A 13,717-nucleotide genomic window follows, 5' to 3' on the forward strand; every position below is an offset into this window, starting at 1 on the left:
ATCGCTCTTTCAATAATCAGATAATATACTATCGATGTTGTCATACGCAAGCCCAAACTTTAGATGAGCTAATGGAGCGTATTTAGAGAAGCGATTGAACTTTGTTTAGAATTTGAGGAAGAAAAGCAGGATTCACTAGACTTTGTTGGTATACAACGAGTCGCAGTTGAGATATGAGTCAATTCCCAAGTGTCAAAATAAAATTGAGTTTTCACTATTGTTTTGTATTACTAATCACATATTTTTTAGCAAATATTATGTATGCAATCAGATTGTTTCGCTTTCCAGCAAAAAAAACCGTCTTCTGAAATGCCTTGGTAAATCAGATTTATTTGCTACTTTTGCTGAGAAATTCTTACTTAGTCAAAAAAATTTAATCCAGATGATAAATATTATTCTATATACCCTATAATTTTCATAATCACGGTATCCATGTAGAAATACCGTAGATTTAGGGGTGATTCTGATGAGCAAGTCGCAACAACCAACACAATTAAGTACATTCCTGAGTGAGGGGATACAGGCTTATGCCATGAGAGCCTTGCGGACTATGCAACTATCGTATCAACACACAATTAGAAGTTGGTTAAATGGACGCAGTATCCAAAGCTTTGTGAGTTTGTTTTTAATAAGTATTTTTTTAAGTATAGCAGTTGCCTCCTGTTCGGGAAGCAGTTCAGCTAGCAAAAATGATGTTAAGTTAAAACTCGTATCTTTCTCTGTCACCAAAGCCGCTCATGACCAGATAATTCCCAAGTTTATCGAAAAGTGGAAGCAAGAACATAACCAAAACGTCACCTTTGAGCAAAGTTATGGCGGTTCTGGCGCTCAAGCGGCTGCTGTCATTAACGGTTCGCAAGAAGCAGACATAGTACATTTGGCACTTCCTCTGGATGTCAACAAAATTCAACAGGCAGGTTTGATCAAATCAGGTTGGGAAACCAAAGCTCCGAGAAGTGGTATCGTTAGTAGATCGGTTGCTGCGATCGTTACTCGCGAAGGCAACCCGAAAGGCATTCAGACTTGGGCAGATTTGGCTAAAGATGGCGTGAAAGTGATTGCAGCTAACCCAAAAACTTCTGGTATTGCTATCTGGGAATTCTTGGCTTTCTGGGGTTCGGTAACTCTAACAGGTGGTGATGAAGCAACAGCGCTAGATTATGTCACCAAAGTTTATAAGAATACCCCGACTCTAACGAAAGATGCCCGTGAGGCTAGCGATTTATTCTTTCAAAAAGGTGAGGGAGATGTCTTAATCAACTACGAAAATGAGGTAATTTTGGCGGGTAAAAATGGGACAAAGTTGCCTTATGTTGTACCCCAAGTCAATATTTCCATTGATAATCCGGTAGCGGTAGTTGATAAAAACGTCGATAAACACAGTACAAGAGAAGTTGCACAAGCATTTGTTGATTTTCTTTACTCCACAGAAGCTCAACAGGAATTCGCAAAATTACAATATCGTCCTGTTAACCCCACCGTTAGCCAAGAAGTAGCATCACAACATCCGCCAATTAAAACTTTATTCACATCTTTAGATTTAGGCGGTTGGGATATTATCCAGAAGAAGTTTTTTGGAGATGGGGCAATTTTTGACAAAATTCAAGCTGCAAGCAAAGCATAATCTCTGTTTTTTAATGCAGCGTTCTCTACAATTTGCAGATAACCAAGTCACTTTATCTCACTCAATCGATAATTTATGAGCTTTCGTAGCAGATTTCAGAATAGCTTTTTCCTAACATCTTTAATGCTTGTTGCCAGCAGTATCACTGCTTGTAACAGTGGACAGGAATTGAAAAGTCAAGTAAGTATTGATGGTGCTGCTGTAGGTTTTCCTGTTTCATTAGCAGTTGCGGAAGAATACGGCAGAAGCAAACCTGAAGCTAAAGTTAGTGTTGCCTCAAGTGGTACTGGTGGTGGTTTCAGTAAATTTTGTAATGGCGATATTGATATAGCTGGTGCTTCTCGTACTATAAGAGATGAAGAAATCAAAAAATGTAAAAGTAAGAATATTGAATTTGTCGAGTTACCTATAGCTTTAGATGGTATAGCCGTAATTGCTAACCGTAAAAACAACTTTGCCAAATGTCTAACTATTAAGGAACTTGGCAAAATTTGGGGCGCAAAATCAGACGGTAAAATATTGACTTGGAATCAAGTTAATCCCAAATTCCCTAACGAGAAACTGAAGCTGTATGCTCCAGCTTCTGATACTGGAACTTTTGATTATATGACTCAAGCTGTTACTGGCAAAGCCAAAAATGGCCGTACAGATTACACTCCTAGCCACAATCAAAACCTCTTAGTACAAGGTGTATCAGGTGATGTATCAGCCTTGGGTTATGTTGGGATATCTTACTACATTCAAAACCAAGAAAAACTCAATTTAGTTGCTGTAGAAAGTCTTACCGGAAAGTGCGAAAAGCCAGTTCCTGTAGATAATGTGATCAAAAATATCTACACACCTTTGTCTCGTCCTCTGTTCATCTATGTCAGTAAAAAATCCTTAGATACCAAGCCAGCTGTGAAAGAATTTGTAGATTTTTATCTAGAAAATTCTTGGAAGTGGGTAGATAGTGTTGGTTATGTGGCACTACCTGATGAAGCTTATGTCAAAGTCAAACAAAAATTTGCTACTGGTGAAACGGGGACAAAATTTAAAAAAGCAAAACCAGGTGAACCAATCACAAATTTTATCTAAAAAAAGTTCTAGTTATTGTAGCCTGAATGTAGTTAAAAATTAGCTATTTATGCAAAATCTCAATTCTCAAGACGATCCTTATCTACTATCCAGACAGTCACTGGATAAAAATCCATCTGAAGATATTTCTGAAAAGATTGTTGCAGTAATTTTATTTGCTTGTGCTTTAGTTTCGGTTTTGACTACCTTTGGTATTGTTGTAATTATCTTTCAGGAGACATTCGGTTTTTTCCAAGAAGTTTCCTTTGCTGAATTCTTTCTTGATACTAAATGGACGCCTCTATTTGCAGATAGACATTTTGGCGTTTGGCCATTAATTAATGGCACTTTTTTAACGACAGCTATTGCAATGGCAGTTGCTATTCCTTTGGGGTTATCTTCTGCTATTTATTTAAGTGAGTATGCTCAACCCCAAGTAGCAGCAGTTTTACGTCCAGCAGTGGAACTTTTAGCGGGAATACCTACAGTAGTATATGGTTACTTTGCGCTGTTATTCGTCACACCATTGCTACGGCATATTATCCCTCTGGAAATATTCAATGCCTTGAGTGCAGGGTTAATGATGGGGGTAATGATTACTCCTACTGTTGGTTCTATTAGCTTAGATGCTATTCGAGCAGTTCCAGGCTCTTTGAGAGAGGGATCTTATGCTATAGGTATTACTAAACTAGAAACCATTTTTAAAGTAGTTTTACCAGCCGCACTTTCTGGAATCATCGCCTCGATTATACTGGGTATTTCTCGCGCTGTGGGTGAAACAATGACTGTCCTCATCGCCGCCGGACTACAGCCAAAGCTGACTGTTAATTTTGCGGAATCAATAGAAACAATGACAGCTTACATGGCACAAATTTCTGGTGGAGATAGTCCGCGTGGTAGTCTCAATTTCAAGACATTATATGCTGTAGGTGCTGTTCTGTTTATAATCACCCTAGCTTTGAATATTGTTAGTTACTGGATTGCAAATCGCTTTAAAGAAAAATACGATTAATTAATAAGTATGGCTACAAGTTATCAACAAGATAATTCTCTAGATTCTACACCAGAGTTTACCGATAATGTTGAAAGTAGGGAAACATTAGGAAAAGTATTTGAAGTAATTTTTTTATTAGGATTACTGATTGGTTTATTTATCCTAGCATTGCTACTTTTTGATATTTTTAAAGATGGATTAGGCAGATTTTTAACACCTGGTTTTCTTACAGAAACTCCTTCTCGTTTTCCTGACCAAGGTGGTATCCGTCCTGCAATTATCAGCAGCGTTCTTTTGGGAACTATTGTAATTTTGGTTACTGTTCCTATTGGTGTAGGAGCAGCTTTATATCTAGAAGAGTATGCACCGAAAGCTTGGTGGACAGCGATTATTGAGATTAATATCAGTAATCTGGCGGGTGTACCTTCTATTGTTTATGGATTGCTGGGTTTAGGAGTTTTCAATTATCTGCTTGGGTTTGGCCCCGCTTTGATTTCCGGTGCATTGACTTTATCTTTGTTGTCTTTACCAGTGATTATTGTGACAGCTAGAGAAGCAATTCGCGCCGTCCCAGATTCCTTGAGAAATGCATCCTATGGCTTAGGTGTCACCAAATGGCGAACTATCAGAAGTCACGTTTTACCTTATGCTATTCCCGGTATTTTGACAGGGGTGATTATTTCTGTATCCCGTGCAATCGGTGATGCAGCATCTCTAATTGTTGTCGGTGCTGTGGGTTTTCTTACCTTTAACCCTGGTTTGTTCCAGAGATTTATGGCATTACCCATTCAAATTTACAGTTACATCACTCGTCCTGAACCGGGTTTTGCTGATGCAGCCGCAGCGACAATTATTGCGTTGTTACTCTTGATTTTAGTTTTAAATGGTGTAGCAATTTATATCCGGCAACGCTTCTCAATACGTTAGATAATTAAATATCTAATTGGATACTTTCACAGATATTAGGAAATACGCAAAATGACTTATAGCAATAGTAGAAGTAAATCAGATAGTGCCACAATCGACCAAGATAATCATGTATTCAATGTTGAAGGTGTGAAGGTCTACTATGGAGGATTTCTGGCACTTTTAGATGTCTATCTGAAGATTCCTGAAAAACAAATTATTGCTTTTATTGGCCCTTCAGGATGTGGTAAAAGTACCTTGCTGCGTTGCTTCAATCGGATGAATGATTTAATCCCTGGTGCTAAGGTTGAGGGTAGGCTGAATTATCGCGATCGCAACATTTACGATCCTAAGATCAATTCTGTAAAATTACGCCGTCAAGTCGGAATGGTTTTTCAAAGACCAAATCCTTTCCCCAAGTCAATATACGAAAATATTTCCTTTGGCCCGCGTGCTAACGGTTACAAAGGTAACATCGACGAATTAGTGGAAGATTCCCTCAGACGCGCTGCTATTTGGGATGAAGTCAAAGACAAACTCAAAGAGAAGGGAACTGCATTATCTGGCGGACAACAGCAACGGCTTTGTATTGCACGTGCGATCGCCATGAAGCCAGATGTATTATTAATGGATGAACCATGTTCTGCTCTCGACCCAATTTCTAGCCGCCAAGTAGAAGAACTCTGCTTAGAACTCAAGGAGCAATACACCATCATTATGGTGACACATAATATGCAGCAAGCTTCTAGAGTCGCAGATTTCACGGCTTTCTTCAATACAGAAATTGATGAGCATGGTAAACGTCGCGGAAAATTAGTTGAGTTTAATCCGACAGCCCAAATGTTCAGTTCTCCTCAAACTAAAGAAGCTGAAGACTATATCAGTGGACGCTTCGGTTAAAAATACATCACAGTTCTAAATCTGGAAAATATGCTGAGGCTTAATAGTACTAAATTGAAGTAATATTTCAGTTTAGTACTTATACTGTGTATTATGTTTAAGCCTCTGTCATTTGCTTTAGTTGCAGCTACCGTTCTAGTTACATCAATCAATAATCCCAGTGCTACTTTAGCTAGAACTTGTGCCTCTAAGTGTGGGTCGCATCCAATTCAGTTTATACCTGGGCAACACATCAGGGTTGAAGTCGTAAATAGCACACCTAACTTAATCAAAATCCAAAAACCCTCTGGGACTGATGCAATATCTTTGAGTCCAGGACAGAAATTAAATTTAGAAGAAATAGAGGGTACAGAGCCAAATACATCTCTGATATTTTGGAGTGAAAAAGGTTTGTCACTACAAGCAATCGTCTCAAAACCTAACTTTGGCACATTGCGGCTCGAACTCCGTCCGACTTGGCGCTCTCCGGGCGATCGCTCGTTGTATATTATGGATGATGGTAAGATAAACGTGTTTTAGATAGCAAATTAATGTTATTAGTTATGAGTTAAGAAACAACTTTCAATTCAATACTCATAACTAAAAACTCCTAACTTTTATTGTGCTAGACCGAGCTGTATCTGAACTCTCAAAGTCTCACCGACGCTTACCCGATCAGCGCTGGCAAATTTATCCACAAAAACCAGAATTTGCCCAAAAGCTGGCGGTTTTGACAAATCTTTCACCGATTGTCAGCCAGCTGTTGATTAATCGGGGTATGGAAACACCAGAACAGGTACAAGCATTTTTAAATCCAGAGTCCTTAGTTTTGCCTTCGCCTTTGGAAGATTTCCCAGATTTGGCGATTAGTTTAGAGTTGTTGGAAAATGCGATCGCATCTCAAACAAAAATTGCTATTTGTGGTGATTACGATGCTGATGGGATGACCAGCACTGCTCTACTTTTGCGTAGTCTCCGCACTTTAGGCGCACAGGTAGATTATGCTATCCCCAGCCGGATGCACGAAGGTTACGGTATCAATAAACGCATAGTTGAAGAATTCCACGGCGAAGGTGTGGGATTAATTCTCACTGTAGATAATGGCATCTCTGCATTTGAACCAGTTGCTAGAGCTAGAGAACTTGGTCTTGCAGTGATTATCACCGATCATCATGATATCCCCCAAAAATTACCGCCAGCTAATGCTATCCTCAACCCCAAACTGATAGCAGAATCCTCACCTTATCGGGGTGTTGCTGGTGTTGGTGTTGCTTACATTTTGGCAGTTTCTCTAGCACAACAGCTAGGTCAGGCTAAGGGCTTGATCCAGCCGATGCTAGCACTATTTACACTGGGAACGATCGCAGATTTAGCCCCCTTAACTGGCGTAAATCGCCGTTGGGTGAAACGTGGTTTACAGCATTTACCCAAATCAAATTTAGCTGGGGTGCAGGCGTTGATTCAGGTAGGCGGCGTGCAGGCGAGGGGAGATGAGGGAGCAGGGGAGCAGGGGAGCAGGGGAGCAGAGGAGAAAATTTCTAATACTTCGACTTCTCTACGAGACGCTACGCGAACGCTCAGTACAAGTCCAAAATCCAAAATTCAAAATCCAAAATCGCTAAAGCCTGAAGATATAGGTTTTCGCTTGGGGCCGCGAATTAATGCTATTGGTCGGATTGGTAATCCCCAAACTGTGATTGAATTGCTGACTACAGACGATATGGGAGTGGCGCTGGAAAGAGCAATGCAATGCGAACAAGTCAACGCCTCTCGCCAGGAGATGTGTCAGCAAATTGAACAAGAAGCGATCGCTTATGTGGAGACAGAATTTGTTACGTCTCTACAAAAAGACCGTGTATTAATTGTTGTTCAACCCAATTGGCATCATGGCGTTATTGGCATAGTCGCCTCCCGTTTGGTGGAACGCTACGGCGTTCCCGTGTTTATCGGTACTTATGAAGATGAGGGACATATACGCGGTTCTGCACGCTCAATTCCAGAGTTTCATGTGTTTGAAGCTTTGGAATATTGTCACGATTTACTAGGGAAATTTGGCGGACACAAAGCAGCCGGAGGATTCTCTCTACCAGCAGAAAATTTACAGGCGTTGCGATCGCGTTTGATTGAGTTTGCTAACCAGTGTCTCGAACCCGAACATCTCAAGCCTCTGCTGAAAATTGATGCCGAAGTCAACCTCAATCATCTCAATCAACAGCTTTATCAACAGCTTAATGCTCTACATCCCTGCGGTATGGACAACCCCGATCCAGTTTTCTGGACACCTAATGTCCAAGTGGTTGAGCAAAAAATTGTTGGTAAGGGTCACATCAAACTGACAGTTGCCCAAACTATTGATAATCACGAGTATAAAATTAAAGCGATCGCTTGGCGTTGGGGCGACTATTTCCGCTTACCACCGCGAGTGGATGTCGCTTACAAACTGCGAGAAAATTACTTTAACGGTAACACTAGCATCGAGCTAGAGTTAATCGGAGTCAGACTGCCAATTCAGGTTCAACAATTTTTTGCTTCGCCACCTATCCAATCAAGCACCACATTTGAGTACAACCAGCGAAAATATACTTGTGGTTTCTATAAAAATGGTATTAAAGCAGAATTAAGAATTAGAAATTCTGAAGGCAAAGTCTTAGCCATCCAGCCAGGACATATAATTGGTTTGCTGGGCACTAATCGTCAAAACGCTAAAGAAGTTGATATTTCTCAACCACAGTATGACAATATTATCCAAGCTGCCCTTCAAGCTTTATCAGTACTGAGTGCTGAGTTATGAGTTATGAGTTATGAATTCTTAATTAACTTTTCACTCTTAACTCTTAACTGTTAACTCCTTAGTCAGCACTCAGCACTCTTATAGGTTGCCGTTGCGAAATGCCAGTACAAAGATTACTGCTGGGCCAGCAATCACGATGAGCGCCACGGACAACAATTGGAAAATAACTTCCCAATTGATACTGGTAAAAGCGTTAAACAAGTCAGACACAGCGTCAAACATTTTTCCTTTTCTCCTCCCAATAGTCTTAAAAAATTCAATAACTTAAATTAGAAAACCCGAAATCGATCATATATGGCTATGGACTGTTAGATTTAATTTACTTAACAAAATTATAAGAAAAGATATAAAAACGTAAAATAGGGGCATTGGGATTAGGCCAGAGGTGACAGGTGACAGGGAATAATCTGTACCCTATTCTCTGTACCCTATTCCCTTCTACAATCCCTAATCCCTAATTCAAAATGTCAACTTGGCAATGTGTAAAGCAATGTGGAGCCTGCTGTAATCTCGATCCAGCAGAGCGTCCAGACTTGGAAGAGTACCTCTCTCCACCAGAACTAGAACTCTACCTCAGCATGGTAGGCGAAGGGGGATGGTGCGTTAATTTCGACCATACCACGCGAGAATGTCGCATCTACGCCAATCGTCCGCGCTTCTGCCGTGTGGAATCAGAAGTGTTTCAAGATATGTATGGGGTTGAACCAGAAGAAGTCAACGATTTTGCTATTGACTGCTGTCGCCAGCAAATAGAAGGAGTTTATGGCGATCGCAGTTTAGAAATACTACGCTTCGACCAAGCTGTTGGCCTTTGACATCCAACCCTCCTTTTTTGTGTGAGATTGCAATTTATGACAAAAATCTGAGAAAATGATAGAAATATGAAAACACCCTAGCAACCAAAACTACTGCTTGTGAAACTTGATTCTGCACCTTTGGAGATGTCTGGCATATCTCACACTGAGATCGAGCTAGAACTGGAAGACAGCAATGATTTTAACTTAACTCCTGCGATCGCTCCGTCAGTTCAGCCTGTAATTGCCGATAGTCCTCAAAAGCAGCAATCAGCGCTAGTAGTTTTTGGTACGACTTTTGTAACCATTTTTCTAGCAGAAATTGGAGATAAGACTCAGCTATCCACTCTCTTAATGAGCGCACAATCTCATTCGCCGTGGGTGGTATTTATCGGATCTGCGGCGGCGCTAATAACCACCAGCTTATTAGGTGTACTTTTAGGTAGTTGGCTAGCCAATCGACTCAGCCCGAAAACTGTAGAAAAATCAGCCGGCGTGATGCTGTTGGTAATTTCCCTAATGCTATTTTGGGATGTATTTATTGGTAATTAGTCATTGGTCATTAGTCTTCCCTACTCCCTGTAAATAATATGGATTGGCATTTATTAGGACTGAGCTTTATTACGGTTTTTTTATCAGAATTGGGTGACAAAAGTCAGCTAGCGGCGATCGCACTTTCAGGACGTTCTAATTCTCCACGTGCAGTATTTTTCGGTGCAGCAGGCGCATTGCTGTTGACAAGCCTGTTGGGATCGTTAGCAGGGGGTGCAGTAGCCGAATTATTACCTACACGGGTTTTAAAAGCGATCGCGGCTGTAGGATTTGCCATTCTTGCTGCACGCCTACTGTTATTTAACAATGAACCATCGGCAGATTCTGAACAAACACCTTAAAGAAGAATTCAGAATCCAGAAATCAGAATTAGTCTTTGTGGGCGATTGGAACGCATCAAGGTTTTAAACCAATCTCACTCAGCCTGACTCGAATTCATACTGAATTCTGACCGGAGGCGGAGCGTCTCCGGCTCCGCTCCTGAGTTCTGAATTTTTATTTACAACAGTTCCCAAGCAGTTCCTTTGTAGCCGTATTGAAAAATTTCTGGATGCAAAATTTCTGCCAAAATTTCTAGAGAATCTACCAATCGCGGCCCTGGACGATTGAAGTAAGAATTGCCATCAGTAATGTAGACTCTACCAGCTTCGGTAGCGTGTAGTTTTTCCCACTCTGGACGTTGAGTTAATAAATTGGCTTCTTTGCGAGTGCGGTTTAAATCAAAGCCACAAAGCATAAAAACAATTACATCGGGATTAGTTGTTAATAGTGTTTCCCAAGGCAAGATCGGAGAAGGCTGACCTGTAGCGCAAAATAAAGACTGTCCTCCTGCTAAGTTAACTAATTCAGGAATCCAATTAGCGGCGATCATCAAAGGATCGGTCCACTCGATACAAGCGACAGTAGGCAGTTCATCTAAAGAAAGTCCTTGGATTTTTTGCTGACAAATTTTGACGCGAGCTTCTAAATTTTCTAAGACTTTTACCGAGTCTACGCTAAAGGTGTTGCTGACTCGTTCAATGTCAGCCCAAACATCCTGAAGAATATCGGGTTGTAAAGAAATAATCTGAGGTTTACTGTCAATGAGTTCCGCAACTGCCTTTTCAACATCGTGTAAGCTAACAGCACAAACATCGCACTGGTCTTGAGTAAGAATATGGGTAGGCTGCAATTGCTCTAAAACATCTGTTTTGATTTCATAAATACTCAGAGCAGATTGCAACAAATTGTTCACTTCGTCGTGAATTTGGCTACTGGAGGCATCACTATTTAAACGTGCTTGGGTACAAATGGGGCGATCGAGGATTTCTGGAGGGTAATCGCATTCGTGCGATCGCCCCACAATAGCATTAACCAACCCTAGTGTCGCTAAAATCTCTGTTCCACCGGGAATCAGGGAAACAATTCTTACATCATTATCTGTCATCGCTCCACTCCGCAAAAGCTGCCGTTACCTTAAGTTTGGCAGAATTTGAGCCATTAAGTATCTTTCTCTAGGAGAATCAAGGGTATTTTGCTAGTCAGTACTAAGCAAAAAATTGTACTAGGGATTGGGTATTGGGAAAAGTCTTTAGCACTCCCCAGTTTCAAATTAAAAATACTATACTACTTGTACTAGTTGATAGTAAAATCACTTAATAGTGAAATTACTAGAAATGCTAATTATCCCCTGGCAAAAATTAATGGTATGAAGTAATAGAAGTAATCAGCAAAATCTAGCTTATAACTAATTAGTCAGAATATAAAATTTAGTTAGAAAAATTATACTTTCCGGTTATGAAAAACCATAGCAAGTAATTGTAGTTATACAAAGACAGTTCTACTTTTTCCGTAGAACTGCAAGTCCAAATTATTTCTTCTTGAGGGCAACTAATGCAGGTGGTGTCAGCTAGAGATATAACAGAGCACAACCAGGCCCAAGAGGCTTTACGAATCAGAGAAAATAGTCGGCGAAAACAAAGCCAGATGCTGGTGCAACTGGCAAGAAGCAAGACATTTCAGCAAGGTAATCTCAATGCGGTGTTGAGGGAAATTACAGAAACTGCTGCTCAGACGCTGTTAGTAGAGCGAGTTGGGGTATGGTTATATAATGAAGAACGTTCAAAAATTGAATGCATTGATTTGTATGATGTCAGGACTAAGAAGCATACCTTTGGTAACTCGCTTCTAAAAACAAATTTTCCTGTTTATTTCCAAGCTTTAGAAGGGGAGCGTACTATTGCCGCGGATGATGCCAGAAACGATCCCAGAACCCAAGAATTATCCGAGTCTTATTTTTCAGCTTTGGGCATCACATCTATACTAGACGCACCAATTTGGCTAGAGGGTCATTTGGTAGGCGTAGTGTGCCACGAACACATAGGCGAAGGTCGCCAATGGACTTTAGAGGAAGAGAGCTTTGCTGGTTCAATTGCAGATTTTGTGACGCTGGCTATGGAAGCGAGCGAGCGAAACGTCGTACAGGAAGCACTGCGACAGAGTGAGGCACAATTTCGAGCGATTTTTGAGCGTTCCTCTATCGGCATTGGCCTGATAGATATGAAAGGGCAGATAGTCGATACTAATCTGGCACTATGCGAGATTTTAGGATACAGCCAAGAAGAGTTATACGGCAAGTGCTTTACAGATTACATTTCCATAGAAAGGGAGGATTTAAAACTTTACAAACAACTGATGTCAGGAATTCGCACAGACTTAAAGAGAACTTCGAGGGAAGAAGGTTTACAACCCTTTAAACATCAGAAACAGCTTGTCGAAAGACATCGTATTGAGATAGAAAGATGCTGCCAGCATCAAAATGGTAACTTACTTTGGACTCATATCTCTGTTTCTGTTATACCAGGCAGCAATGGTAAACCTGAATTTTTTCTAGCGATGATTGAGGATATTACTGAACGTAAGCAAACAGAGTTGAAACTACGTGCCTCTCAAGAAGCAGCAGAAGCTGCCAGTCGGGCAAAAACTGAATTTTTAGCAACCATGAGCCATGAGTTGCGGACACCTCTCAATGCGATTATGGGTTTGTCACAGTTACTGCAACAAGAAATAGTTGGCTCTCTGAATGAAAAGCAGAACGAATATGTAAGTTGTATCTATAGTAGTGGTGAACACCTGCTGGCAGTGATTAACGATATCCTTGACTTATCTAAGGTAGAAGCGGGTAAAGAGGATCTGTTACTATCATCTTTGTCAGTGGCAGATATATGTAATTATGCCATCTGGACAGTGCGCGATCGCGCCTCAGAAAAGGGATTGCAACTCACCTGTGAAATTGAGCTAGAAAAGGATATTTGGATTGCTGATGAGCGGCGCATCAAGCAAATGCTACTCAACTTGCTCACTAATGCTATTAAATTCACCCCAGCAGGTGAAGTATCGCTGGTAGTCAAAAAAGTGCCACAAGGGATAACGTTTACAGTTTCAGATACTGGCATTGGTATAGACTCAAGCCAGTTTCAACTTCTATTTGAACCGTTTAAACAGCTTGACAGTCGCTTAAATCGGCAGTATGAAGGCACTGGTTTGGGTTTAGCGTTGACGCGGAAATTAGCGCGTTTACATGGTGGAGATGTTACCGTAACATCAACTTTAGGAAAGGGCAGTCAGTTCACTCTGTTTCTACCAAATCCAGAGCATCCGGAAAATGGGGAAGATGAGACAAATGAGATCGATGAGACTGAAGAGGAAGCAAACTTTACCTTGTCCTCCTCTTCTTCAGGGATCTCCACAAATAAAACTATTTTGCTTGTAGAAGAAGAGGAAAACACAGCAACAGTATTGCAAGATTATCTCCACACAATTGGCTACCAAGTCAAGTGGATAGATAATAGTAACGACTTTTTGAAACAGGTACAAAGCTTCCAACCAGATTTAGTTTTTTTTGATTTGCAATTAGTAAAAGATGTCCATATCTGGAATTTGCTGAATATCCTTAGAAAAGAGCCTTATCGGGAACATTTACCAATTGTGATGATGACCTTTAGCGAACCTTTAGACGAGGAAATTGCCATGCTACCAGGTAGTGTTGATGACTACCTTATCAAGCCAATTGGCATAGTCCAGCTAGAGTCAATTTTAATGAAATATTTTAGTTAATTGCTCATAAAATACATTTTTGTCTG

At 40.6% G+C, this 13,717-nt stretch carries 13 protein-coding genes; 11 read left to right on the forward strand and 2 right to left on the reverse strand.

Features of this window, described 5'->3' with window-relative positions; translation table 11 throughout:
- Positions 1 to 466 precede the first annotated feature (466 nt).
- The 7 genes from AC1F2U_RS03775 to AC1F2U_RS03805 all read left to right on the forward strand — a co-directional run bounded on the left by AC1F2U_RS03775 (position 467) and on the right by AC1F2U_RS03805 (position 8,250).
- Positions 467 to 1,624: a sulfate ABC transporter substrate-binding protein gene (locus tag AC1F2U_RS03775; protein ID WP_480259892.1), complete on the forward strand. Its 1,158-nt coding sequence runs from the start codon at positions 467 to 469 to the stop codon at positions 1,622 to 1,624.
- Between the two features lie 75 nt (positions 1,625 to 1,699).
- On the forward strand, positions 1,700 to 2,701 hold the full coding sequence (locus AC1F2U_RS03780; protein WP_480259893.1) for a PstS family phosphate ABC transporter substrate-binding protein: 1,002 nt from the start codon (positions 1,700 to 1,702) through the stop codon (positions 2,699 to 2,701).
- A 49-nt stretch (positions 2,702 to 2,750) separates the two neighbouring features.
- Entirely contained in the window at positions 2,751 to 3,692 is a 942-nt protein-coding gene (gene pstC / locus AC1F2U_RS03785) for a phosphate ABC transporter permease subunit PstC (protein ID WP_480259894.1), read from the forward strand.
- A gap of 9 nt (positions 3,693 to 3,701) precedes the next feature.
- Entirely contained in the window at positions 3,702 to 4,601 is a 900-nt protein-coding gene (gene pstA / locus AC1F2U_RS03790) for a phosphate ABC transporter permease PstA (protein ID WP_480259895.1), read from the forward strand.
- A 51-nt stretch (positions 4,602 to 4,652) separates the two neighbouring features.
- Complete coding sequence (pstB, locus tag AC1F2U_RS03795; RefSeq protein WP_480259896.1) at positions 4,653 to 5,480, forward strand: phosphate ABC transporter ATP-binding protein PstB; 828 nt, start codon at positions 4,653 to 4,655, stop codon at positions 5,478 to 5,480.
- Positions 5,481 to 5,573: 93 nt separating this feature from the next.
- Positions 5,574 to 5,999, forward strand: coding sequence for a hypothetical protein (locus AC1F2U_RS03800; RefSeq protein ID WP_480259897.1), 426 nt, complete (start codon positions 5,574 to 5,576; stop codon positions 5,997 to 5,999).
- An 82-nt stretch (positions 6,000 to 6,081) separates the two neighbouring features.
- Positions 6,082 to 8,250 carry a single-stranded-DNA-specific exonuclease RecJ gene (locus tag AC1F2U_RS03805; RefSeq protein ID WP_480259898.1) on the forward strand — a complete coding sequence of 723 codons (2,169 nt, stop codon included), beginning with the start codon at positions 6,082 to 6,084 and terminating at the stop codon, positions 8,248 to 8,250.
- Positions 8,251 to 8,328: 78 nt separating this feature from the next.
- Here AC1F2U_RS03805 and psb30 read toward each other — a convergent pair whose 3' ends face one another.
- Entirely contained in the window at positions 8,329 to 8,472 is a 144-nt protein-coding gene (psb30, locus tag AC1F2U_RS03810) for a photosystem II reaction center protein Ycf12/Psb30 (RefSeq protein WP_069068686.1), read from the reverse strand.
- A gap of 242 nt (positions 8,473 to 8,714) precedes the next feature.
- Between psb30 and AC1F2U_RS03815 the strand changes: the two genes are divergently transcribed.
- The 3 genes from AC1F2U_RS03815 (at position 8,715) to AC1F2U_RS03825 (ending at position 9,937) form a co-directional block, all read left to right on the forward strand.
- Positions 8,715 to 9,065: a YkgJ family cysteine cluster protein gene (locus AC1F2U_RS03815; protein WP_480259899.1), complete on the forward strand. Its 351-nt coding sequence runs from the start codon at positions 8,715 to 8,717 to the stop codon at positions 9,063 to 9,065.
- A 99-nt stretch (positions 9,066 to 9,164) separates the two neighbouring features.
- Positions 9,165 to 9,596, forward strand: coding sequence for a TMEM165/GDT1 family protein (locus tag AC1F2U_RS03820; protein WP_480259900.1), 432 nt, complete (start codon positions 9,165 to 9,167; stop codon positions 9,594 to 9,596).
- Positions 9,597 to 9,634: 38 nt separating this feature from the next.
- Positions 9,635 to 9,937, forward strand: a complete 303-nt coding sequence (locus tag AC1F2U_RS03825) for a TMEM165/GDT1 family protein (protein WP_099100177.1) — start codon at positions 9,635 to 9,637, stop codon at positions 9,935 to 9,937.
- 158 nt (positions 9,938 to 10,095) lie between these two features.
- On the opposite strand, the gene AC1F2U_RS03830 is transcribed toward AC1F2U_RS03825, so the two are convergent.
- Entirely contained in the window at positions 10,096 to 11,022 is a 927-nt protein-coding gene (locus AC1F2U_RS03830; RefSeq protein WP_480259901.1) for a cobalamin-binding protein, read from the reverse strand.
- 446 nt (positions 11,023 to 11,468) lie between these two features.
- Between AC1F2U_RS03830 and AC1F2U_RS03835 the strand changes: the two genes are divergently transcribed.
- Positions 11,469 to 13,691: a hybrid sensor histidine kinase/response regulator gene (locus AC1F2U_RS03835; protein WP_480259902.1), complete on the forward strand. Its 2,223-nt coding sequence runs from the start codon at positions 11,469 to 11,471 to the stop codon at positions 13,689 to 13,691.
- Positions 13,692 to 13,717: the final 26 nt, after the last annotated feature.

This window comes from Nostoc sp. LEGE 12454 (assembly GCF_056620565.1).

Bases quoted from the DNA above. Each gene is read 5' to 3' on its own strand.
- AC1F2U_RS03775 (WP_480259892.1), top strand. From the start codon at position 467: ATGAGCAAGTCGCAACAACCAACACAATTAAGTACATTCCTGAGTGAG.
- AC1F2U_RS03780 (WP_480259893.1), top strand. From the start codon at position 1,700: ATGAGCTTTCGTAGCAGATTTCAGAATAGCTTTTTCCTAACATCTTTA.
- pstC (WP_480259894.1), top strand. From the start codon at position 2,751: ATGCAAAATCTCAATTCTCAAGACGATCCTTATCTACTATCCAGACAG.
- pstA (WP_480259895.1), top strand. From the start codon at position 3,702: ATGGCTACAAGTTATCAACAAGATAATTCTCTAGATTCTACACCAGAG.
- pstB (WP_480259896.1), top strand. From the start codon at position 4,653: ATGACTTATAGCAATAGTAGAAGTAAATCAGATAGTGCCACAATCGAC.
- AC1F2U_RS03800 (WP_480259897.1), top strand. From the start codon at position 5,574: ATGTTTAAGCCTCTGTCATTTGCTTTAGTTGCAGCTACCGTTCTAGTT.
- psb30 (WP_069068686.1), bottom strand. From the start codon at position 8,472: ATGTTTGACGCTGTGTCTGACTTGTTTAACGCTTTTACCAGTATCAAT.
- AC1F2U_RS03815 (WP_480259899.1), top strand. From the start codon at position 8,715: ATGTCAACTTGGCAATGTGTAAAGCAATGTGGAGCCTGCTGTAATCTC.
- AC1F2U_RS03825 (WP_099100177.1), top strand. From the start codon at position 9,635: ATGGATTGGCATTTATTAGGACTGAGCTTTATTACGGTTTTTTTATCA.
- AC1F2U_RS03830 (WP_480259901.1), bottom strand. From the start codon at position 11,022: ATGACAGATAATGATGTAAGAATTGTTTCCCTGATTCCCGGTGGAACA.
- AC1F2U_RS03835 (WP_480259902.1), top strand. From the start codon at position 11,469: ATGCAGGTGGTGTCAGCTAGAGATATAACAGAGCACAACCAGGCCCAA.